The sequence below is a fragment of the Longibacter salinarum genome (genome assembly GCF_002554795.1).
GTDB lineage: Bacteria > Bacteroidota > Rhodothermia > Rhodothermales > Salinibacteraceae > Longibacter > Longibacter salinarum.
Genome location: NZ_PDEQ01000008.1, coordinates 45567 through 67681, shown reverse-complemented (window position 1 = coordinate 67681; position 22115 = coordinate 45567). Strand labels below are relative to the sequence as shown.

17 protein-coding genes and 1 tRNA gene are annotated in these 22115 nt (G+C 61.7%); 11 read left to right on the top strand and 7 right to left on the bottom strand.

The window, feature by feature from the left end; translation table 11 throughout:
• Positions 1-159: 159 nt before the first annotated feature.
• From CRI94_RS14600 to CRI94_RS14570, 7 genes are all read left to right on the top strand, one after another.
• Positions 160-2691 (top strand): TonB-dependent receptor, encoded by a 2532-nt coding sequence (locus CRI94_RS14600; RefSeq protein ID WP_179862334.1) that lies wholly within the window; start codon positions 160-162, stop codon positions 2689-2691.
• A gap of 142 nt (positions 2692-2833) precedes the next feature.
• On the top strand, positions 2834-3589 hold the full coding sequence (gene fabG / locus CRI94_RS14595; RefSeq protein ID WP_098077407.1) for a 3-oxoacyl-ACP reductase FabG: 756 nt from the start codon (positions 2834-2836) through the stop codon (positions 3587-3589).
• Between the two features lie 128 nt (positions 3590-3717).
• Positions 3718-4737 carry a 3-oxoacyl-ACP synthase III family protein gene (locus CRI94_RS14590; RefSeq protein ID WP_098077404.1) on the top strand — a complete coding sequence of 340 codons (1020 nt, stop codon included), beginning with the start codon at positions 3718-3720 and terminating at the stop codon, positions 4735-4737.
• 259 nt (positions 4738-4996) lie between these two features.
• Positions 4997-6484: a sodium:solute symporter family transporter gene (locus CRI94_RS14585; protein ID WP_098077401.1), complete on the top strand. Its 1488-nt coding sequence runs from the start codon at positions 4997-4999 to the stop codon at positions 6482-6484.
• A gap of 65 nt (positions 6485-6549) precedes the next feature.
• Positions 6550-8061, top strand: a complete 1512-nt coding sequence (locus CRI94_RS14580) for an acyl-CoA synthetase (RefSeq protein WP_098077398.1) — start codon at positions 6550-6552, stop codon at positions 8059-8061.
• A gap of 41 nt (positions 8062-8102) precedes the next feature.
• A complete protein-coding gene (locus CRI94_RS14575; RefSeq protein ID WP_098077395.1) occupies positions 8103-9104 on the top strand; it encodes an alpha/beta fold hydrolase in 1002 nt (333 codons plus the stop codon).
• Positions 9105-9177: 73 nt separating this feature from the next.
• On the top strand, positions 9178-10074 hold the full coding sequence (locus CRI94_RS14570; RefSeq protein ID WP_245846209.1) for an alpha/beta fold hydrolase: 897 nt from the start codon (positions 9178-9180) through the stop codon (positions 10072-10074).
• On the opposite strand, the gene CRI94_RS14565 is transcribed toward CRI94_RS14570, so the two are convergent.
• The 4 genes from CRI94_RS14565 to CRI94_RS14550 all read right to left on the bottom strand — a co-directional run bounded on the left by CRI94_RS14565 (position 10049) and on the right by CRI94_RS14550 (position 14174).
• A complete protein-coding gene (locus CRI94_RS14565) occupies positions 10049-10807 on the bottom strand; it encodes an SDR family NAD(P)-dependent oxidoreductase (RefSeq protein WP_098077392.1) in 759 nt (252 codons plus the stop codon). The two genes, CRI94_RS14570 and CRI94_RS14565, sit on opposite strands and share 26 nt — an antisense overlap.
• Before the next feature lie 58 nt (positions 10808-10865).
• Positions 10866-12053, bottom strand: coding sequence for a DUF2914 domain-containing protein (locus CRI94_RS14560; RefSeq protein ID WP_098077389.1), 1188 nt, complete (start codon positions 12051-12053; stop codon positions 10866-10868).
• A gap of 126 nt (positions 12054-12179) precedes the next feature.
• Positions 12180-12755, bottom strand: coding sequence for a DUF2480 family protein (locus CRI94_RS14555; RefSeq protein ID WP_098077385.1), 576 nt, complete (start codon positions 12753-12755; stop codon positions 12180-12182).
• A 261-nt stretch (positions 12756-13016) separates the two neighbouring features.
• Positions 13017-14174 carry a cysteine desulfurase family protein gene (locus CRI94_RS14550; protein WP_098077382.1) on the bottom strand — a complete coding sequence of 386 codons (1158 nt, stop codon included), beginning with the start codon at positions 14172-14174 and terminating at the stop codon, positions 13017-13019.
• Between the two features lie 238 nt (positions 14175-14412).
• Between CRI94_RS14550 and CRI94_RS14545 the strand changes: the two genes are divergently transcribed.
• The 3 genes from CRI94_RS14545 (at position 14413) to CRI94_RS14535 (ending at position 17930) form a co-directional block, all read left to right on the top strand.
• Positions 14413-16056, top strand: coding sequence for an aspartate:alanine exchanger family transporter (locus CRI94_RS14545; RefSeq protein WP_098077379.1), 1644 nt, complete (start codon positions 14413-14415; stop codon positions 16054-16056).
• Between the two features lie 73 nt (positions 16057-16129).
• Positions 16130-16783, top strand: a complete 654-nt coding sequence (locus CRI94_RS14540; RefSeq protein ID WP_098077376.1) for an HD domain-containing protein — start codon at positions 16130-16132, stop codon at positions 16781-16783.
• Positions 16784-17462: 679 nt separating this feature from the next.
• Positions 17463-17930, top strand: coding sequence for a GNAT family N-acetyltransferase (locus tag CRI94_RS14535; protein ID WP_098077373.1), 468 nt, complete (start codon positions 17463-17465; stop codon positions 17928-17930).
• Between the two features lie 119 nt (positions 17931-18049).
• Here CRI94_RS14535 and CRI94_RS14530 read toward each other — a convergent pair whose 3' ends face one another.
• Entirely contained in the window at positions 18050-19126 is a 1077-nt protein-coding gene (locus CRI94_RS14530; RefSeq protein ID WP_098077370.1) for a peptidylprolyl isomerase, read from the bottom strand.
• A gap of 249 nt (positions 19127-19375) precedes the next feature.
• Between CRI94_RS14530 and CRI94_RS14525 the strand changes: the two genes are divergently transcribed.
• Positions 19376-19450, top strand: a tRNA-Glu gene (locus CRI94_RS14525).
• 227 nt (positions 19451-19677) lie between these two features.
• Here the strand turns inward: CRI94_RS14525 and CRI94_RS14520 are convergent.
• Together CRI94_RS14520 and tig are read right to left on the bottom strand one after the other, a co-directional pair.
• Entirely contained in the window at positions 19678-20388 is a 711-nt protein-coding gene (locus CRI94_RS14520) for an ATP-dependent Clp protease proteolytic subunit (RefSeq protein WP_098077367.1), read from the bottom strand.
• A 211-nt stretch (positions 20389-20599) separates the two neighbouring features.
• Positions 20600-22015 (bottom strand): trigger factor, encoded by a 1416-nt coding sequence (tig, locus tag CRI94_RS14515; protein WP_098077364.1) that lies wholly within the window; start codon positions 22013-22015, stop codon positions 20600-20602.
• Positions 22016-22115 lie beyond the last annotated feature (100 nt).

Here is a 22115-nt window from a genome sequence, read left to right as displayed (position 1 = left end):
TTGGGGGTGCGTGCTGGGAAAGGCGCTATCGACTCGACAACCGGAGGCAGTAGTGATCGGTCGTTTCGAAAATTACAAACGTAAGAAATAATGACTCCCGCCGTCTGGCGCGGAGTTGATGCCAGCAGTCAGCCATGCGGACAATCAAGGAGGCTTGCCATGAATCGCCAGAATCCCCTGTTATGGTTCATCGTCGTATGTGCTCTGTGCCTTGCCGGCACGGCGGACGCTTGGGCACAGGAGCAGGCGCAAGCCACGGGCTCCATCTCGGGTGCTGTGCTCGAGCTCGACACGGAAGAGCCCCTTACTGGGGCAAACGTGTTAATTGAAGGACTCCAGCGTGGGACGAGCACGGGTGCGGACGGTACCTATCGCATTGAGAACGTTCCGGTTGGGGAATACACGCTCCGCGTGACGTTCATCGGGTATGAAAATGAGCGTCGGACGATTTCCGTTACGGATCGAGAGGAGACGGTCGTCGATGTCGTTCTGACGCCCCGGACGTTCGTTGGCGACGAGGTCGTGGTGACCGGGTCGAAGCGTCCGGAGAAGCTGCTCGATGCGCCGGTTCAGATCGAGGCCATCAGCGCGGACGAGCTGGATGTTTCCGGCGGCGGCACGTATCTCTCGGCACTGTCGACCGTGAAAGGCGTCGACTTCGTGAATGTCGGCATCAACGGTCAGGGCATCTCGGCGCGCGGGTTCAACAATCATTTCAACACCCGCATGCTGCAGATGAAGGACGGCCGCGTGGCCCAACTGCCAGGAACGGGGTTGCCGCAGGGCAACTTCCTGCCGACCTCCGAGCTGGATGTGAAGTCGATCGAGGTCGTCGTCGGCCCGGCGTCGGCACTCTACGGACCGAACGCGCACACCGGCGTCGTCAACGTCATCACGAAGGATCCGTGGGATCAGTCGGGCGTGGCGTTGAACGTGCGCGGCGGACAGCAGAGCCTGCTCGACATCAACGGCCGAACCGCTGGTACCTTTGGCGATGGCACGTTCGGCTGGAAGCTGACCGGTCAATACATGACGGCGGACGACTTCGCCCCGCCGAGCGGCGGGCCGAACGCGTCGGCATCGGACTCGACGCACTTCTACACGCCCGTCTTCAATGAGAGCGAGCTGGTCGGCGACTACGACATTGAGTCGATTCGGGCGGAGGGAAGCCTCTACTACCGCTTTGGGGATGACTGGCAGGCGAATTTCGCATACGGCTTTTCGGAGAACGACAACTTTGGGTTGACCAACAACGGCCGTAACCACATTCGCGGCTGGCAGGTGCAGTATCAGAACCTGCAGGTCAGCAACGAGAACTGGTTTGCGCAGGTCACGCACACGTCCAACGATGCCGGTGACACGTATCAAATTAACGGCGTGGCATCGAGCGCATCGATCATCTACGGCCAGGAGCTTGCCGGCGGCGCGAGTCCGGAGCAGGCACGCCAAACCGCTTTGGATCAGCTTCCTTCCCTCCGTGAGGCGAACAAATTTGTGGATCGCGGCGAACTCTGGGACTCCGAGATTCAGTATCGCAACACGGTCGGACTCGGCTCCGGGTCGCTCGACATTGTAACGGGCGCGCAGGGCCGTCGCTACCTACCGGACTCCGACGGCACGTTCCTCGCCGATGCCGTTGGCCGTGACCTCGACGCGACGGAGGTTGGCGGCTATCTGCAACTTGATTATCGGCCGACGGACGCTCTCCGGATCAACGGAGCGGTCCGTGTTGACGATCACAGCGAGTACGACACGCAGATCAGCCCGAAGGCGGCCATCGTCTACAGCGTCCTCCCGAATCAGAACGTGCGCGTCGGATACAACCGCGCGTTCAAGAGCCCGACCGTTCTGGAAGGCAACCTATTCATTCCCATTCCGATTCCCGCGGGTAACGGAGTTCCTCCTGGGTATGTCGTCAATGCACTCGGCAACTACACAGGCTTTGAGATTCGCGATCCGAATGGCGACGTCATCCGCGAGATCAGCGCGCTCAGCCCGGAGGAGGTGAACTCGATCGAGGTGGGCTACAAAGGTGTATTCGGCAAGAGCGTCTTCCTCGATATCGTGGCCTACCAGTCGTGGTACAACAACTTCATCAGCCCGCTGCAGTCGGTCGCCAATGGCTTCACGGAGATCCCGTTCTATGCGGATGGTACGCCGGTGGACGCGCCCGGAAGCAATGACAATTTCAACGGTCTGAGCACCTACGTCAACTTTGGTGAGGCAACGGTGCGCGGCCTGGACGCCGGCATCAACGTGTACTTCAACGACCACTTTAACGTGTCCGGAAACCTCTCGCTCATTGAGCTGGCTGACTTCGAGGAAGGGGACAGCGGAAGCAATCCTCTTCTACTGAACGTGCCGACGACAAAGGCGAAAGGGTCCGCCACAGTGCGTGATCTCGGATTCGACGGCTGGTTCTTGAGCGCCTCCGGTCGCTGGCATGCCGCATACGAGTTTGCCTCTGGCTCGCACTGGGTCAGCAGCAACTTCTACGAGGATGGCGAGGTGCCCGGACGGTTCTCGATGGGGCTCACTGCCGGATACACGGTTCCGGAAACGGGCGTGCAGGTGAAGGCGAGCGTGTCGAACCTCTTCGATACGGAGACGCCCGATGTTCTGGGGGCACCGGTCACCGGACGCCTCTTCTGGATGTCTGCCACCTACACGTTCGACGGCCTCAACTTGTAGTTTCTCGCTTTTCCTGGATGGCGGGCGGTTTCGTGGGACGTGTGGCCGGGATGTCGTAGCACCGGTTACCGCCCACCGCCCGTCTATTCAGGATTGTGATGTCAGAGCAGGACTTTCTTGCACAAACGTATTCTATCGGTTTATGAGCACCCCTCAGCAACGTCTGCACGGCCGCACAGCAATCATCACCGGAGCGAGTCAGGGAATCGGGCGAGCGACGGCCCGGCTGTTTGCCGAGGAAGGTGCTAACGTCGTGGTCGCCGATGTCAACGCCGAAGCGGGGACGGCGGTCGTCGAAAGCATTCAAGCGGATGGCGGCACCGCGTCGTTCGTGGCTGTCGACGTTACCGACAGCGAACAGGTCCAGGCAATGGTCGATCATGCCGTGGAGCAGTACGGCGGCGTCGACATCCTCGTCAATAACGCGGGCATCACGCGGGACGCCACGCTCAAGAAAATGAGTGAGGAGGCGTTCGATCAGGTCGTAGACGTCAACTTGAAGGGGGTGTTCAATACCACGAAAACAGCGCGCCCGCACCTCGCGGAGTCGGACCACGGTCGCGTGCTGAATGCCGCTTCCGTCGTCGGGCTGTACGGAAATTTTGGCCAGACGAACTACGTTGCGACGAAGTCTGGCGTGATCGGGATGACGAAGACGTGGGCGCGAGAGTTTGGCCGCGACGGCGTGACCGTTAACGCCGTGGCACCCGGTTTCATCGAAACACCGATGGTTGACACGGTGCCGGAGAAGGTGTTGGATCAGCTGAAGGGGCGCACCCCGCTCGGACGTCTCGGCACCGCGGAGGATATCGCCAATGCGTACCTCTTCCTCGCGAGCGACGACGCTTCGTTTATCACCGGAGCGGTGCTGTCTGTCGATGGCGGACTGGTTTTGTGAGGGCGGTTGGGAAACGGGGAGTGGGAGAAAGGGAGAAGGGGAGAAAGGGAGAATGGGAGAAGGGGAGAGTGGGAGGATCGGGTGTCGATCCGATCTACGATTTACAACGAACAACCAGCAAGTAGCTCATGCGAACGGCATCGATTATCGGGACGGGACTGTATGCGCCGGAGCGCGTCGTGCCGAACGAGTATTTCAACGAGCTGTACGGCGAAGATGTCGATAGCTTTCTCCGGGAGCGTCGCAACATCAAGGAGCGGCGGTACGCGGCCGAGGACCAGGCGACGAGCGATCTTGCTGCAGAGGCGTCTCGAATGGCGCTTGAAAAGGCTGGAGTCGATGCCACCGACATCGATCTGATCGTGGTGTCGACCGATACGCCGGACTACCTCTCGCCCTCAACGGCCGCCGTGCTGCAGGACAAGCTCGGCGCCGTGAATGCCGCAACGTTCGACCTCAACACCGCCTGCGCGGGCTTCGTAACGGCGCTCGACACGGCGCGGAAGTTCGTCGAGGCCGACGCATCGTACGAGCATGTTCTCGTCGTCGGCGCCTACCTGATGAGCCGCTTCATCGACTACGAGCAGAAGAACGTCGCGTCGCTGTTCGCCGATGGATCTGGTGCAGCCGTACTGAAGGGGCGAGGTGCTGCCGAGGCGGACGATGGTGGACGAATTCTGACGTCGAAGTTGAAATCCGAAGGCCAGTTCGCCGAGTACATGGGCATCTACACGGGTGGCGCGGCGGCTCCGATCTCGCCGAATGTAGAGGGCGACGGCGCACCGAGCCGGGTGCAGAAGCTGGAGTTCAGAAAGAAATTCCCCGACGGCTTCAATCCAGACCATTGGACGCGGCTTGTCCACGAACTGTGCGATGACCTCGACGTGACGCCGCAGGGCGTCGACCGGTACTTCTTCACGCAGATCAACATCGAGAGCATCCGAGAGACGCTGAAACGCCTCGACCTGCCGGAGGAGAAGGCGCACAACGTGATGGACCGTTTCGGCTACACCGGAAATGCTTGCATCGCGATGGCTCTGGCCGATGCGGACGCGCAGGGAATGTTGTCGGCCGGCGACCTGGTGTTTCTCATCGCCTCGGGCGGTGGCGCCGCAATCGCCGGCATGGCTCTTCGTTGGGGGCCGTAGCGATAGTTCAAGGTTCAGGGTTCAAAGTTCAGGGTTCAGAACCTGTTTGGCGGACAGCCTTCGGCGATCCAAAGGTGCGGACCTCCCGGCGGTCGGTCCTCGCGCCGCTCATTTTTTCGCAATGCATCCGCCAAACAGGTTATCAAGGTTCAGGGTTAGGGATCTACGAACGTAACTACGTTCAGACATCCACACGTTCACACCTTAACACGTCCGCACTTTCACACGTCCAAACCGCGTAGCAAACGCGAAGCGACACATGGGAGAAACGACCTTTGCCTGGATCTTTTTCGGTCTGTATCTCGCCGCGGTGACGAGTGCGGCGGTGATCGGCATCAAGAAGATGACCGGGTTCTCGGCCTTTAGCGTTGGAAGCCGCGAGGTGAGCCCGGTGTGGATCGGGATGTCCCTTGCCGCGAATCTCACGAGCGCCGCGACATTCATCATCAACCCGGGGCTGATTTACCTCTACGGTGTGAGTGGCGTGATCGCGTATGCCGTCGCGTTGCCCGTGGGCGTCTTCATCGGGCTCATCATCTTCTCGAAGGCCTTTCGCCGCGTCGGCGACGAGGTAACGGCGCTGACGGTGCCGCAGTGGATCGGCGATCGATTCGGTGACCGCCGGCTGACGATCTTCTTCGCCGTCGCCAGTCTGCTGCAGATCGCCTTTCTGGTGCTCATCACCGTCGGGCTGACGCGCGTCCTGTCGAGCGTGCTCGAGGTGCCGATGCTCGTCGCGATGGCCATGACGATCGGTATTCCGCTCATCTACATCTCCATCGGCGGGGCGAGCGCGCACACCCTGACGAACGCCGCGCAGGCCGGACTGATGATCATCGTGGCCATAATCCTGCTGGGCTCTGGCGCAGAATACTTCGCGGGCGGCATCGGCGGCTTTCTCGATCGTCTCGCAGCGATCGACCCGATGCTGGCCGAACCCGTCAATCCCGAAAGCTTACTCTTCCGAGACTGGTTCGAGGTGGTGGCGTGCAACGTGCTGATCGGGGTCGCGATCATCAATCAGCCGCACGTGATGTCGAAGGCGCTCTATCTGAAGAGTGAGAAGGACGTCAACACCTACCTGACGACCGGGATTGTCGTTCTGGTGCTGTTCTTCGCCGTCATCCTCGTCGGGCTGTACGCGCGGATCCTGATGCCGGGCGCTATGATCGAGCCCGACGCCGTGGTGCCGACCTACATCGTCGAGGTGTTCTCGCCGCTCGTGCGTTCGGTGATCCTGATCGGCCTGGTCGCAGCCGGCTTCTCCACGATGGAGGGGCTGCTCGTCGCGCTCTCGACGATTTTCTCGAACGATATCTACCGTCCACTCGCGAAGCGTAACGGGGGTCTCAACGATGACGAAATCGATGCGCGCGCCGTTCGCTACAGCCGGTATTTCCTCGTTGCGCTCGTGCCGGTCGTCGCGCTGATTTCCTACGGGCAGATTGTGAACCCGAATCTGTCGGTCGCTATCCTCGGGCAGAACGGCGTCTACGCGTTGTTCTCGGCCACCTTCGTCCCGATCCTGTTCGGCATCTTCTTCTCGGATCGCATCTCGAAGGGAGCGGTGCTCACGGCCGCGATCACGGCGCTGGTCGTGCACTTCGGCATGTACTACGGCGAGATCACGATGTATGCGAACAACCCGGCCGTTCCGGCGACGGCGGCGCTGGTGTCCAGCACGCTGGTGGCCCTCGGCGCGATGGCCTTGAACCGCCGCCCGGCCCCGGCCACCAACGCCCGGTAGTAAGGGCGCATCGCAATGCGCCCTTACTACGCCATGGGCTCGCCTGCAAACCAATAGATGATATCATGACCCGAACGGACTGGCTCGAACGGCACGCGCTCTACACGCCCGACCATCCGGCGATCGTCTGGGCGCCGACGGGGCGGAAATACTCGTACGCCGAATTGCACACACGAGCCACGCGGCTGGCGGCGACGCTCATCAAGCGCCACGATCTGTCGCCGGGCGACCGTGTCGCCGTGCTGGCGGAGAACGCGGTCGAGCACGTGCTGCTCTTCCTCGCGGCGCAGACGGCCGGCTTCGTGCTGGTGCCGCTCAACTTTCGACTCGCGCTCCCGGAGCTGCAGTACGTCGTCACCGACGCCGAGCCCTCGCTGATCTTCGTCGGGGCCGACTACGCCGACACCGTCACAGACCTCGATACGCCGGCCGACCTTCTTCCGCTGGACGAAGTGTTCGCGCTGTCGGAAACCAACGATGCGCTGACGCCTGTCCCGCGAGCAGAGCTTCCCCCGCAGCCCGGCTTGGACGACCCGGTGATGATCCTGTACACGTCCGGCACCACCGGGCGGCCGAAGGGGGCAATCATCTCGCACGGGATGATCGCGTGGAACTCGGTCAACACCGAGATGCGGCTCGATTTGACCTCGAACGACCGCTCCTTCAACGCAGCGCCTTTTTACCATACCGGCGGATGGAATGTGCTGCTGACACCGTTCCTTCATCACGGTGCGACGACGTTTTTGCTGCCCTCGTTCGACCCGGAAGCGATTCTGCGACTGTGCGACGACGAGGAGTTGACGATTCTCTGGGGCGTGCCGACGATGCTCAAGATGATGAGCGACCATCCGGCGTTCGACGAGGTGACGCTCGAATCCGTCCGCTACGCCATTGTCGGGGGCGAGGCGATGCCCGAACCGCTCATCCGCGTGTGGCAGGACAAGGGCGTTCCGATCCGGCAGGGCTTCGGTATGACCGAGGTTGGCGTAAACTGCTTTTCCCTTCCGGAAAAGGACGCGCTCCGCAAGATCGGGTCGATCGGCTTTCCCAATTTCTACATCGACACGCGGGTGGTGGACGAGGACGGAAACGACGTGGCGGCGAACACGACGGGAGAGCTGCTGATGCGCGGCCCGGTCGTGACGCCCGGCTACTGGCGTAACCCGGAGGCGACGGCTGAGGCCATCGACGAGGACGGATGGTTCGCCACGGGCGACCTGGTTCGCGTGGATGACGAAGGCTACTTCTACGTGGTTGGGCGGAAAAAGGAAATGTACATCTCGGGCGGGGAAAACGTGTATCCCGCGGAGGTCGAGACGGCGTTGTACGAGCATCCCGCGGTCGCCGAGGCGGCTGTTATTGGCGTGCCGGACGATACCTGGGGCGAAACGGGCGCAGCCTTCATAGCGCTCAAGGAGGGGCAGTCACTGACCGAAGACGAGCTGCTAGCCCACGCTCGCTCGCATCTCGCACGGTACAAGGTGCCGCGCCATGTCCGATTCCTCGACGAACTGCCCAAAGGTCATTCGGGCAAGATCCAGAAGTCGGAGCTCGCCGACCGATTCGCACCCGCATAACCCCATCGCTCTGCTATTCTCGGACGTTCTCTCGCACCGCTATGATTGCCTTCCTTCTCGCGCTTGCGCTCATGACTGTTCCTGCCTCTCCGGCCTCTGCCACCCCGAACGCTTACGCGGACACGACCGACGCCGACACGTCCACAGTGAATCCACTCCCGTTTTACCCGGGGAATGTGCAGGTGACCGACGTCGATGGCCGCATGATTGCGTTCGTAGAGCGGCCCGCTGAAGCCGGTGAGGACGCGCCTGTGCTGCTCTTCGTCCACGGTCTCGGCTCCAATCTTTCGCTCTGGCGCCATCAGGTCGACGCCTTCCCGGAGTACCGCGTCCTCGCGCTGGACCTGCCCGGGTTCGGTCTTTCGGAAAAGGAAGACGTGCCGGCGACCATGCCCTTCTTTGCGGAAACCGTCGTCGGCTTCCTGGACGCCATGAACATCGAAAAAGCTACCTACGTCGGCGCCTCAATGGGCGGGCAGGTCGGGCTACATGTGGCATTGGAGCACGGCGATCGGCTCAACGGCCTCGTGCTGATGTCGCCGGCGGGGATTGAGACCTTTTCAGAGAAGGACAGCCAGGCGATTCGCAGTATGATGTCGGCAGAAGGCATCATGGCGTCGACGGACGCGCAGGTGCAGCAGTCGGTTGCGCTCAACTTCCACGAGTACACGGAGGGCTACGACTGGCTCGTGAAGCAGCGCCATGCTCTGTCGGAGCGCGACGACTTCGCAGCGTACGCGGAGGCAAACGCCAAGGCCGTTTCGGGCATGCTGGACGGCCCGGTGTATGAGCGTCTCAGCGAGATCGACGTGCCGACGCTCGTCCTCTTCGGTGCGGGCGATAAGCTGATTCCTAATCGATACCTTCACCCGGAGCAGTCGCCGCAGAGCATCGCGGATTCGGCGAAAGCGGCAATGCCGGACGCTCGCGTCGAGGTCGTTGAGGACGCGGGCCACCTCATCATGATCGAGCGCCCCGAGCGCTTCGACGAACTGCTGCGCTCGATGCTGGATGGACAGGAAGCAAGTGAATCATCGGAATAGCGATGCAAGCAGAGGGGGCGGCGACGGCGTGTGCGAACGAACGCACCGGAAAGAAGTAGGAGCGGCGTCCGATATGTCGTTTGCTTCTATCCGGAATATGATGTCATCAATAACGGTAGACGGCGCTCGCCTGTATGTCGAGGAAGAGGGAGCGGGTGAGCCGGTTATTCTCCTTCACGGACTGGGGTCGAGCGCGCGGGACTGGTTCAAGCAGGTGCCGCATCTTGCAGATCGGTACCGCGTCATCACGCTCGATCTGCGCGGTCACGGTCGATCCGATAAGCCGGAGGAGCCGTACAGCATTGCCCAGTTTGCGCGGGACGTCGCCGTCGTGCTGCGGCAGCTCGACGCCTGGCCCGCGCACGTCGTCGGGTTGTCGATGGGTGGGATGGTGGCGATGCAGCTTGCTACGGATGCGCCAGAGCTTGTGCGGAGCCTGGTCGTGGTGAACAGTGCGGTCGACGTCCGGCCGCAGACGCTTCATGACGTCTGGTTCTACCTGTCGCGCCGCTTTGCCGTCAAGCTGCTCGGGATGCGACGCGTGGGCAAGATCATCGCCAATAAGCTGTTCGTGCGCCCGGATCAGGAGGACCTGCGGTCCGAGTTCGTCGAGCGGTGGGCGAAGAACGATCCCGAGGCCTACGTGCGAACGGTCGACGCCATCATGGGCTGGACCGTTCAGGACCGGCTCGACCGCGTCACGATGCCCGCTCTGCTCGTATCGAGCGAGCACGATTACACGCCGATTTCGGAGAAGAATCTGGCGGTCGCCCAGATGCCGAATGCCGAGCTTGCGGTGGTCGACGACGCGCGGCACGCCCTTCCCGTCGAAAAGCCGGACGCGTTCAACGCGATCCTCGACGACTTCCTTCAGCGCGTGGAATCCGACGAGCCGACTCGTTCCGAAACGGACGAAGATCCTGGCCCGCGCGTGACGGCAGGTGCTAGTGCACGTAACTCCCTGCGTTGATGTCGATCGACGTGCCGGTGGCATGATCCGCGTGCCCGCTGGCGAGGAAGACGACCGTCGGAGCGACGTCTTCCGGCTCGGTTAGCTGCGAGAGGGCGAGGTCGCTGGTGGCGTAGTCCTCGCCGTACGTGTCGATGAAGTCCTGCGCCATGTCCGTTCGAGTGAAGCCGGGCGCGATGGCGAACGCCTTGATGTTGTCCTTGCCGAAGCCGCGGGCGAGCGACTTCGTGAGGGCGACGACGCCGGCTTTCGACGCGGCATAGGCCATGTAGTCGGGCGTGTCGCCGCGGAAGGCTGCGCGGGAGGCGATGTTGATGATGCGGCCGCCGCCATGCTCCTGGAAATGCGTGACGGCGTGACGGCAGAGGAGCTCCGGCGCGCGGAGGTTCACCATCATCGTCCGCGTCCACGCGTCATCCCACGTCGGAGTATCGTCTTCGAGCGGGGCGGACAGGGCTACGCCCGCGTTGTTGACCAGCACGTCGAGTCCTCCGAGCGTGGCAATCACGTCTTCGATCAGGCGGTCGGTGTCACCGAGGTCCGAAAGGTCCGCCTGAAAGGTCTGAGCCCCGTGCCCGCATGCATCGGCGACCTCCTCGGCTGCATCGCGGCTGCTGGCGAAATGGACGCCGACGGTGGCCCCGGCCGATGCGAGGGCGAGTGCGATGGCGCGCCCGATTCCACGGCTGGCGCCGGTGACGAGAACCGTCTGATCCGACAAGTTAAGCTGCATGTATTGACGTGTGAATGTGTGGAAGTATGGAAGGTTGGACGTGTGGTACGTTCGTGCGTCAGTAGTAGAGGCGGGTGCCGTATTCGCGGGTTTCCGACGTGTCGGCGCGAACGATCTCAAAGTTGACGCGGCCGATCGGGCGCCTGTCTTCCGTTTCGATTGTCACTCGCCACTTGCCGGGCTGCACGTTTCGCTTGAAGGTCGACCCGCGATAGCCGTTGTCGCGGCCGCCCTCCACGCCGTAGCCGATCCGGTCCGTGCTGACCCACGATTCCGTCCTCTGATTCCACGTCTGCCAGCGGTGATAGACGTTGGTCTCCAGCTCCGTCGGGGCGAAGACAGCGGCAAAGCAGTGGACCTCGTCGCCCGGCGCATACTCGATGACCTCCTCGTCCGGGTCCTCCCAGAATGCATACCAGTCTGGCTTGGCATATTTCAGCGCGTACGCCTCACCCTGGACCTCCACACCGCGATACATGCCACCATGACGGAGTGCGAGGGGAACCGGCGGAATCCAGTGCTGCACGTAGAACAGGTTGACAAGAAGCAGGAGGCCGACCACGACGCTCGCAGCCCCGGCATAGGCGCGCGTCGATGGGAAGACGCCGGCTTTGAATAGCACGAAGAGCATGGAGCCGACGATCAGGGCGCTCACGATGCCGCTCAGGATGAAAAGGCCGTATCCCATCGTGCCGAAGACGATCGGCAGGAAGAAGGTGAAATAGCAGAAGACGGCCAGAAAGTAGATCCCGAACAGGATGTAGAGATTGCCGGTCCCGGTCCGTTCCCACATAAACTCGTTCGCGACCAGTAGCGTCACCAGCACGAGTAAGAAGAGTGACGCCGTTGTGAGCGACGCGCTCTGCGTGTAGTAGATGACGTATGCGCTGAAAAGGCCCCCGCACAGAAACTGAATTGCGCCGGTCGACCAGCCGCTGATTTGCTTGAGCGGCTTCAACTTGAGCTTTTCGGCCCGGTCGAACGCCGTGAGCATAATGAACGCCCCCAGTAGCGCTAGATAAACGGCCAGGAAGACGTTATCGACGATAGCATCGATACGACGGAGCGTGGCTGCATCCCAGCCCACGCCGCCGAGGAAGAGCGTCGGGGGAAGGAGGTTCTCGTGGCGACGGTAGAACAGGCGCGCCAGCCGGTAGCGAGGGCTGGCGTCGAGGCGATTCATGATGGAGCCCAGAAAGCCTGCAGCAGATCCAGCCGCTTCAGTGGCGGCAACGTCGGTCGACATGGAAGGGAACGCGGGAACGAAGGAAGGAGAGACAGGGGAACGGACATTTCGCAGAAGCCATGCCAGTCCGTCGGAAATGTAGGGAAACGTACAGAAAGCCGCGAATCCGTTCCAGAGGGACGGAGGTCACGAGTTCGGGGACGGGAGGTCCGGCTTCTTCACGCCGGTGGCTTTTGCTGCCGGTTTCTCTTTCTGTGGCTTCTGTTTCCGCCAGAGCGGTACGGACGAGCACGGCTCTCCGTACATCAGCTTGCGGCCCACGCCCTGGAGCTTCTGCGTCGCGATGAGATACGCGACTTCCGGGACACGATCCGAGCCGCAGCCTTTGATGACGACGGGACGATCTTCGTAGTCGGACCAGTCCTGTGCGTCGAGCGCGCGGACGTAGTAGTCTCGCACGAGATCATCCTCCCGGCCGAAGCTCACGGACGCCGCGATCCCCTCAAGCTTGGAGGCGATCAGCATGTAGCCCCACGTCGGGACGATGGCATCTGTCGAGCAGTACACGGCCACGTGCTGATCGTCGTACTGCGACCAGTCGTGCTCGCGGACGTCCTCGCGAAAGGGCTTTTCCTTGAGCATCAGGCCTTTCACCAGAAAGGGGCTGAGGTCCAGTTCGGTCACGGTCCGGTCGTCCCACAGATTGTCGAGGTTGAAGACCGCAATTTCGCTTTCCGCGACGCGGTTGGTAATGGGTTCCATGGTGGGTTTTCGTTGATGCGTTAAAACGTTGGGACGTTAAGGCGTTGGAACGTTCTGACGTTAGGCGTTGATGCGTTGGAACGTTCTAGCGTTGGTCGTTGATGCGGTGGAACGTTAGGACGTTATGGATTGGGGATTTGGAATTGGGGAGCGCAGGCGATCTGTACGGCGACAAATCCAACCAACCATAAACGATGTACGATCGACCCGTGTACCGTTGAGCGTTAGAACGTTGAAACGTTGGTCCGTTTGGCGTTCGTGCTATCGCAGGGCGGGTTGGCCTTTCATGCGTTTGGCTGTCTCGATCAGGACCTCCGCGGCGTGGTCGATTTCTTCCTGTGTCGTGTGTCGGCCGAGGCTGAGGCGGACCGTCGAGCGTGCGTCGGCATCCGACAGGCCGTGCGCTTTCAGGACGTGGCTCGGACGGTTCGAGTGGGAGGCGCAGGCGCTCCCGGTCGAGCAGGCGACGCCACGCATGGCGAGGAGCAGGTCTTCCGCGGAGACACCCGGCAGCGTGAGGCTCGTCGTGTTGGGTAAACGGGATGCATCGGCTCCGTTGACCCAGGCATCGTCAATCGCGTCAAGAATGCGGTTCTCCAGTCGGCTCCGCAGGCGCTCCATACGCTCCGCATCATCGGCCTGCTCATCGACGGCAATCTCGAACGCGCGGCCCATCCCGACAACAGCTGGAACGTTGAGTGTGCCCCCTCTGTGGCCGTCTTCCTGTCCGCCCCCATGAATCATCGGGCTCCACCGCACGCGGGGACGGCGATCCCGTGCGTAGAGGATGCCGGCACCCTTCGGCCCGTACATCTTGTGCGCAGAGGCGACGAGAAGGTCGGCCGGGTCGGCGGTGACGGGCAGCTTACCGACGGCCTGGGTCGCGTCCACCAGAAACAGAGCGCCGTGGTCGCGAACGACCTTCGTAATCTCCTGGATTGGCTGGATCACGCCGGTTTCGTTGTTCGCCCACATGACCGCCACGAGGATCGTGTCGTCGCGCAGGGCGGCTTCTACCTGTTCTGCCGTCACACGACCGGATTCATCCACCGGGAGGCGCGTGATGTCGGCGCCCTTGGTCTCCACGGCGTCGCATGTGTCCATAACGGCTTTGTGCTCCGTCTCAACCGTCACGATGTGCTGTCCCTTGCGTCGATAGGTCGACAGCACACCTTTGATCGCGGCGTTGATCGCTTCCGTCGCGCCGCTCGTGAACGTGAGGGTCGAGGGCTGAACGTCGAGCCCGTCCGCGACTTGCTCGCGGGCAACGCTGACCGCTTCCTCCGCCGCCCACCCGAATGAATGGCTGCCGCTTGAGGCATTGCCGAACTGATCGGTGAAGTACGGCATCATGCGTTCCAGCACCCGATCATCGACAGGCGTGGTCGCGTTGTGATCGAGGTAAATGGGGCGGTCCATCGAGAAGAACGATGCGTCTGGTAAAACACCGGGCCAATTCGGGCTTTGTCCAACCTCTGCTACAGACGTGAGTTTCTGCCACTTCGACCGGGGGCCGGCCGCGACGCGCTTCCGAAGGGGCACTACACGGTGAGAGGGAGGCATCAGAATATTCGCTGTCTTCGATTCACATCCGATCGCGAATTTCGTACTCTTCCGTCGAAACCCACCGCCTGCTGTCCGGATCGGATCTGCCCCTATGATTGACTTTCTGGTGGAAACGCCTATTCTCCTGCTCGTTCTGGTGTCCGCGCTTGGGTACCTGCTCGGTCAGATCAAGGTCAAAGGGAGCAGTCTCGGGGTGGCGGCCGTGCTCTTCGTCGGGCTCGCGTTCGGTGCCCTCGACCCGCGGCTCGGTCTGCCGGAGTTCACGACCCTGCTCGGCCTCATCTTGTTCGTTTACGCCGTCGGGCTCAGCAGTGGCCCGGGCTTCTTCGCGGCATTGCGGAGAAAAGGCGTCCGTGACAACACGTTCGTCGTCGGAATGCTCGCCGCGGCCGCACTTCTGACGGCCGGACTCGGGCTGGTGGTTGGTCTGCCCAACACGGTCACGTCCGGCCTATTTACGGGTAGCCTGACGAATACGCCGGCCCTCGCCGCTCTGCTCGAACGCATTGAGGCAAAGGCGCCGCCGGAGCTGGTGGAGACGATGCTGAGCGAGCCCGTGGTCGGGTATTCGATTACGTACCCGGTCGGGATTGCGGGCGTCATTTTGGCGATCGTGATTGCTCAGAAAGTCTGGAAGATCGACTACGCGGAGGAGACCGATGGCGTCGCCGGCGCGAAGACGACGGGCGAGGATCTTGAGAGCGTGTCGATTCTCGTGACGAATCAGGACATCGCTGGGGCGACCGTGCGCGACCTGATGCAGCGGCACGACTGGGACGTTATTTTCGGGCGCATCCGCGTAACCGGCGCCGGGCAGGAGCTGGTCGAGGCCGATACGGTTGTGCGACCGGGCAGCGTGGTGAGCGTCGTGGGCACGCGCGAGAACATCGCCCCGGTCGTCGAGCTGCTCGGGGAGCCCGCGCGGGAGCGGCTGGAGAAACGCCGGCACGAATACGACTTCCGCCGCATCTTCGTGTCGAACCCGGACGTCACGGGTCGTCCAATCCGGGATCTGCGCTTCCTGCAACAGGTCGGTGCCATCGTGACGCGGGTGCGGCGCGGGGACGTCGAGTGGCTCGCTACCGGCGATACGGTGCTCGAACTGGGCGATCGTGTCCGTGTCGTGGCGCGCCCGAGCGATATGCCGCTCATGAACGAGCGGTTCGGCGATTCCTACAAAGCGCTGAGCGAAGTCAACTTGTTCACCCTCAGCGTCGGCATCATGGCAGGCATGCTGATCGGCTTGATTCCCATCCCGCTGCCGGGCGGACTCGAATTTAAGCTGGGCCTCGCCGGCGGTCCGCTCATAGCGGGTCTGATCCTCGGAAACGCCGGGCGAACCGGACCGCTTGTCTGGTACCTGCCGTATAACGCGAACCTGCTGCTCCGACAGCTCGGGCTCGTGCTCTTTTTCGCGGGTGTGGGGACGAAGTCCGGGTATGCGTTCTTCAACACGCTGATGGCAGGTGGGACGGGGCTTGTTATCTTTGGCGTCGGTGCGGTGATCACCTGCGTCACCGCGCTGACGGCCCTCTGGATCGGGTATCGGATGCTGAAGATCCCGATGGGCGTTCTCGTGGGCATGCTGGCCGGGATCCACACACAGCCCGCCGTTCTCAGCTACGCCGTGCAGCAGTCCGGAAGCGATCTACCCAACCTCGGGTATGCGACGACCTTCCCGATGGCGACCATAGCCAAGATCCTCTTCGCTCAACTGCTGCTGTTGCTGCTGTAGGGACGCATCGCCATCCGTCCCTACAGCTGCCAAACCCCGAATACCATCCCCCATCCTCCGCACCCCAGACCCCATGGATACTTCCTGGCCCGAACAATTTGCGGCATTCCTCGACGAGCAGATGAACGATGCCGACGCTGCGCATGATCGGGCGCACATCCGCCGCGTCGTGACGGCGGCCCGGGCGCTGGCGGAGCGAGAGGGTGCTGACCTGGACGTGGTCGAGCCGGCGGCGTGGCTGCATGATTGCGTGGCGATGGCGAAGGATGATCCGGAGCGCGATCAGGCCTCGCGCCGGGCGGCGGAGGTGGCAGTGCGGTTTCTGAAGCGGATCGGCTACCCGGAGGAGACGCACGAGGCGATCCACCACGCCATTGAGGCGCACAGCTACTCCGCCGGCATCGTGCCTGAGACGACGGAGGCGCGCGTTGTTCAGGATGCCGACCGCCTGGACGCTATCGGCGCCATCGGCATCGCGCGTTGCTTCATGGTTGGCGGTGCGCTTGAGAGCGAGCTTTACAACGTCGACGATCCGTTCTGTGAGGACCGGAAACCAGACGACCACACCTACACGATCGACCATTTCTACGAAAAGTTGCTCGGACTGCCGGAGACAATGCAGACACAGGCGGGACGCAAGGAAGCCGAACGCCGCGCCGACGTCATGCGTGACTACCTCAACGACCTGCGCCGAGAGATCACTGGGGTTTCCAACCCTGAACTCTAAACCCCAGCTACCAGGCACTTTCACTGGGGGCCTGCATCACTTTCCCAGTCCCCGGCGCGGCTGCTCCCAAATGTGTGGGTGTGAGAGTATGGAAATGTGAGAGTATGAAAAGCTGTTTGGCGGACTGTCACTGGCCACCCCAAGGGCACTCGGTCGCTACGCTCCCAGCGGTGCGACTTCGTGGCTCTCGCCCTGTGAAGCTACTTCGCTCGTGTCGGCTACCGATCCATCCGCCAAACAGCTTATGAAGGTGCAAAACCACCGTCGCACGGCCGTGCGACGGTGGTTAACCTTGAACCCTGAACCCTGAACAAAAAACAGACGTCCCTTCGCGAGAAGAGACGCCTGCTGAATGCCGGGATCTGCGCGCGGTGCCTGCTCCAAAGACCCGATCGCATGCGTCCGGCGAAGACGTCAGGGTTTGCCCCTGAACGTATCTTCGAAATGTGGCTGCAGCCGGCGGTGGAGCACGTTCCGACAATTCAATACCACCCCGCCGCTCTTTAGCCGACAGACAATTGAAGGTAATACCTAATTTAGACTAGTTCTACATACGGGCCGGCTTTCAAGGAGAAGTTGGTATGAAGACCCGTTTGCGGTCTGGGGGTAGGTTCCGTACAATCATCGTCTTCAGATAATGAAGCCGTTCTACCCTTTTCGCCTTTGCCGCACGCGTCCCATGTCAGACCTGCACATCGCAATCATATCGACGACCGACGACGACTGGGCATCCGCACGGGCGGTGCGGGAGGTCGTTTTCGTGGAGGAGCAAGACTGTCCGCCGGACGAGGAGTGGGACGGCTACGACGAGAGTTGTCGGCATCTTATCGGGCGCGTCGGAGACGATGTCGTCGCCACGGCGCGCTGGCGTGCGGTCGAGCACCAGGGCCGAACGATGGCGAAACTCGAGCGGTTTGCCGTGCTCGATGCACACCGCGGCAGGGGCTACGGGCGAGAACTCGTGCAGGCCGCGCTGGACGATGCGCGAGAGGCCGGTCACAACGCGTTCTTGCTGCATGCTCAGGCGCACCTCGAAGACTTTTACGCCTCGTTCGGGTTTTCGTCCACAGGTCGACGCTTTACGGAGGTCGGAATCTCCCACGTCGAAATGATCATGGAGGTCGAGACGGATCCCTCGGCGACGTGAGCGGTCGCTTGGAGAGCGTGGCGACGGCGATTAGGGAGAAACATCAAATCAAAAGAAGAACGGCGCTGCCTCCAGATGTGGAAGCAGCGCCGCTTCGTTAGAACGTAACGTCCCAACGGTTACTCGTCGAGGTTGGCCTTCACGACCGTCGGGTTGACCCGGACGACGAGCTCCGAAGATCCTCGTAGCTCTTCCACGCGGTCCTGGAATGCCTGGCGCTGCTTCTGCTGCTCGAGGGCCTGGCGGACGCGAGCGGTGTCGGCGGGTTCGCCGCGGTCGAGCAGACGAATGACGTGGAACCCGAACTGGGTGCGAACCGGCTCCTGCGTGACCTCGGTCGAGTCGTTCAAGGCGAGAGCAGCATCCGCGAACGGCTCCGCGAGGCGCTGACGCGGCGTCGGCGGGAGGCGGCCTCCGCGCGTTGACGACGGTCCGTCGCTGTGGCGCTTGGCGAGCGAATCAAACGAAACGCCGGATTCAACGCTGTCGATCAGAGCGCTGGCGAGCTGGCGGGCGGAATCAACTTTCGCGTCGGCCGCCGTATCGCTTACCTGGATCAGGATGTGCTGGGCCTGAAAGCGGCGGTTGCGTTCGCTAACGGCTTCGATGCTGTCTTTCGACGGTGACTCCGCGTTCTTCATGATCTCCTGACGCTGGCGCTGCATCGTGAGCTGCGTCGCGATCATCTCGCGGAGACGTTCCGGGGAGAGGTTTTCTGCAGCGAGTGCATCCGCGAATGCCTGCTCGTCGAGGTTTCCATCCTCGTCGGTAAAGCGCTGCTTTGTGGCCTCGAAGCGCTGTGCGATGGCAGCGGAGTCCGCAACATAGCCGTCGGCCTTTGCGGCGCCCGTGACCACGTGCTGCGTGATCAGCTGGTCGAGAACGCTCGAGTGGATGAGCGAGTCACTGATCATGGCGCGACGCTGCGGCGGGACGCTCTGCGTTGCCATCTGCGTGTGGCTCATGAACCGCGACGTCTGTACGGTGTCGGTCCCGTACTCCGATTCAAGGATCACGGCGATCGTGCTGTCGGCGATCTCGTCGCCGATCGTGTAGGCCGGACCGCTCTCCTCCTCGCTGGCTTCGTCGGACTCCGACGCACCGTTACTGCATCCTACCCACGTGAAGAGGGAAATGACAAGAATACCCGCCAGAAGCAGCGTAGAGCGGCGGGACGTTGCGAAAGGTAAAAACATGTTAGCAGGTTCCAGTCACAGGAGAACAATGGAGGTCGACACGGCCGATCTCACGACACGAGATCGAAATCAAACCGCTTGAGTGCACGCCAGCAGTAACAATGTGTTTCTAACGTGACGCAAAATCCGGTCCTGATGCACGTATAACCGCAGATTGGAAACTGTGTGAACGGGAAACCTGCAGCCGGGCGTCAAGTTTTACGGTTTGCAATTTCGAGACGGACACCCCGGCCTCGATTTGCTAGATCTGCCGCGTTCGTCTAGCCTGGTCCAGGACGCTGGCCTCTCACGCCGGTAACACGGGTTCGAATCCCGTACGCGGTACTTATGAATACGAGCCTTTCGAGGCGCTGGCCTTCCTCCTCCCTCCCCCCGGGCCAGTGCCTCATTTTTTGTCTGTACTCAGGTTGTTGAGACAGCTGAAAGAAGGCGAGTCTTGTTTCTTTCGGCGCCTCTCGTGCGCCTACCAGCACGTAAAGACACAGAAACGGCGACGTCCCACAAGGGGCGCCGCCGTTGTTCGTTTCAGCAGGTGTTACAGGCCGACGCGCTTATTCGTCGTCCGGGCTGCCGTTCGACTTGATGTTCTTCAGGTTACCTGGATTTAGCACGTTGTCAACGAGGCCATATTCGGCAGCCTGCTCTGCGCTCATCCAGTAGTTGCGATCGGCATCCTTCTCAATCTGGTCGACATCTTTGCCTGTGTGGTGGGCGAGGATATCGTAGAGGCGCGATTTCAGCCACATGATCTCTTTCGCCTGGATCTCAATGTCCGAGGCCTGTCCTTCCGCTCCGCCGAGCGGCTGGTGGATCATCACGCGGGAGTTCGGGAGTGCGGCACGGCTTCCTTCTTCGCCGGCAGCAAGCAAGACCGATCCCATAGATGCAGCGAGGCCGACGCAGATCGTCGCGACCGGCGAGCTGACGTACTGCATCGTGTCGTACACACCGAGGCCGCTGTAAATCACGCCGCCTGGCGAATTAATGTAGAGGTTGATGTCACGGTCTGAGTCGTCGCTCTCCAGGTAGAGCAGCTGCGCAACCGTCAGGTTGGCAATCTGGTCGTTGATCGGCGTGCCAATGAAGACAATCCGTTCCTTCAGCAGGCGGCTGAAGATATCGTACGACCGCTCGCCGCGTGTGGTCTGCTCGACCACCATCGGGACGAGGCCAGACATGGGCTGATCGCCCAGTCCGCCTTTATAGATACTGCTCGGGAGAGAGGTCAGGCTCTTACTGAATTTGATAAAGTCCTCGACCATAGCGGCTTCTTCGTTCCTCAAGGGTGGAATTCGGTGAAGATGAACCTGAGGTCAAACGGGATGGTTCCTCTCGGTTCGTCGTGTGATGGGCGCATTGCAGGTGTGTTACGCCATCGGGCTCCGACCCCGTCACTGGATGATCGACCCGGCCCGCCTGCAGCGGAGTTGGCCTACATCGGGCCGAATCGGTATCCGGAACCCTGACCGTCGATCAGTGCGAGTGGTCGTGGTCATGATCGTGGCCGTGCGCATGCCCGTGTCCGGCTGGTGCACCGCCTGCGAGTGCCTGGCGCTGCTCGTGCTTTTCCTTGAGCTCGTCTTCGAACTCATCCAGCGACTTGCGCTGCGTGTCGAAGGCGTCGATCAGATAATCGTAGACCTTGTCGCTGAGGATCTGCTGGTTGGCGCGCTCCTGCATCTGCGGCATCTGGCTGTAGAACTGCTCCAGCTGATCGACCGTCAGACCGGCCTGTTCGTCGGCCTGATCCTCGTAGAACGCCTGCAGGTCCTCGTCCGTTACCTCAAGCTCGGCGTAATCGATCACGGCGTCGCGGACGAACATCCAGCGGGCCTGGCGTTCGGCGTCGTCGCGATTCTGCTGGCGGAAGGCCTGCTTGTCGAAGTCGTCCGGCAGCTCGCCGTCGTTTTGCTGCTTGACCTGGTTCTCGAAGGAATCCAGGTACATCTCGATGACGGATTCCGGAACGGGAATCGGGTGCAGTTCCAGCATCCGGTCCACGATGTCCCCCTGGACCATCTCGCGAGAGCGGTCACTCCACGCCTCCTTCAGGCGGTCGCGGATCTCCTCGAGGAAGGAATCGACATCCTCGAATTCGCCTTCCGTGATATCCTTGACGAACTCATCGTCGAGCTCCGGCATGTCGCGGCGCTTGACGTCGTTGACCGTCACCTCGTAGAGGCGCGTCTCGGTCGGCGCGTCGGCACCGGCTTCCGGCGGGGCACCCGGCGGAAGCTCCACGCGGAACGTGTCGCCAGCCTTCTTGCCGGCAATGGCCTCGCGCAGTTCGTCGCGGAGGCGATCGTCGTCGAGGAAGAACGTCATGCCTTCCTCCTTATCGCCGATGATCGGCGTGTCCGTTTCCGCATCGATGCGCTGAAGATCGATGTCGACGAAGTCTTCCTCGTCGGCGGCTTCATCATCGAGCGGGATGAGGTCGGCACGCTGCTGAAGGAGGCGCTGTACCTCCTTGTCCACGTCCTCGTCCGAAACCTCGTGGTCAAGCATCGACAGCTCCTCGTCGGAGAGGTCGGCGAGCTCAACTTCGGGACGGACGCCGAAGCGAATCGTCGCGTTCAGGTCGCCGTCGAGCTTGTAATCCAGATCGGTCAGCATCGGCTGGCCGACGGGCTCAATCTCGTCGTTCCCCTCGATCTCGTTCTGAAACGCTTCCTGAACGTAGCCTTCAGCCAGGCGGTAGCCGATGGCCTTGCCGTGCATCTGTTTCACGAGATCCATGGGCACCTTGCCCTTGCGGAATCCCTTCATATCCATCTGGGACCGCTGGGCCTGAAGCGCCTCATTCACTTTGGGCTTCAGCTCCTCAGCTGTGGCGTGGATCTCAAACTCGTATTCGACCGGAGTGGCCTGCTTGATCTTTGTTTCCATAAATGCGGGACAGAAAAAATCTGGACGAGGGTCGTGCGACGAATGTCGGCGGTACAATCGTCATCGACCGTGGGCATGCACATCGTTCACATTGCATCAT

Excerpts from the sequence above, each read along its gene's own strand:
- CRI94_RS14535 (WP_098077373.1), top strand. The coding sequence starts at position 17,463 with ATGTCAGACCTGCACATCGCAATCATATCGACGACCGACGACGACTGG.
- CRI94_RS14555 (WP_098077385.1), bottom strand. The coding sequence starts at position 12,755 with ATGGAACCCATTACCAACCGCGTCGCGGAAAGCGAAATTGCGGTCTTC.
- CRI94_RS14600 (WP_179862334.1), top strand. The coding sequence starts at position 160 with ATGAATCGCCAGAATCCCCTGTTATGGTTCATCGTCGTATGTGCTCTG.
- CRI94_RS14545 (WP_098077379.1), top strand. The coding sequence starts at position 14,413 with ATGATTGACTTTCTGGTGGAAACGCCTATTCTCCTGCTCGTTCTGGTG.
- tig (WP_098077364.1), bottom strand. The coding sequence starts at position 22,015 with ATGGAAACAAAGATCAAGCAGGCCACTCCGGTCGAATACGAGTTTGAG.
- fabG (WP_098077407.1), top strand. The coding sequence starts at position 2,834 with ATGAGCACCCCTCAGCAACGTCTGCACGGCCGCACAGCAATCATCACC.
- CRI94_RS14570 (WP_245846209.1), top strand. The coding sequence starts at position 9,178 with ATGTCGTTTGCTTCTATCCGGAATATGATGTCATCAATAACGGTAGAC.
- CRI94_RS14565 (WP_098077392.1), bottom strand. The coding sequence starts at position 10,807 with ATGCAGCTTAACTTGTCGGATCAGACGGTTCTCGTCACCGGCGCCAGC.
- CRI94_RS14560 (WP_098077389.1), bottom strand. The coding sequence starts at position 12,053 with ATGTCGACCGACGTTGCCGCCACTGAAGCGGCTGGATCTGCTGCAGGC.
- CRI94_RS14530 (WP_098077370.1), bottom strand. The coding sequence starts at position 19,126 with ATGTTTTTACCTTTCGCAACGTCCCGCCGCTCTACGCTGCTTCTGGCG.
- CRI94_RS14580 (WP_098077398.1), top strand. The coding sequence starts at position 6,550 with ATGACCCGAACGGACTGGCTCGAACGGCACGCGCTCTACACGCCCGAC.
- CRI94_RS14585 (WP_098077401.1), top strand. The coding sequence starts at position 4,997 with ATGGGAGAAACGACCTTTGCCTGGATCTTTTTCGGTCTGTATCTCGCC.
- CRI94_RS14575 (WP_098077395.1), top strand. The coding sequence starts at position 8,103 with ATGATTGCCTTCCTTCTCGCGCTTGCGCTCATGACTGTTCCTGCCTCT.
- CRI94_RS14520 (WP_098077367.1), bottom strand. The coding sequence starts at position 20,388 with ATGGTCGAGGACTTTATCAAATTCAGTAAGAGCCTGACCTCTCTCCCG.
- CRI94_RS14540 (WP_098077376.1), top strand. The coding sequence starts at position 16,130 with ATGGATACTTCCTGGCCCGAACAATTTGCGGCATTCCTCGACGAGCAG.
- CRI94_RS14550 (WP_098077382.1), bottom strand. The coding sequence starts at position 14,174 with ATGGACCGCCCCATTTACCTCGATCACAACGCGACCACGCCTGTCGAT.
- CRI94_RS14590 (WP_098077404.1), top strand. The coding sequence starts at position 3,718 with ATGCGAACGGCATCGATTATCGGGACGGGACTGTATGCGCCGGAGCGC.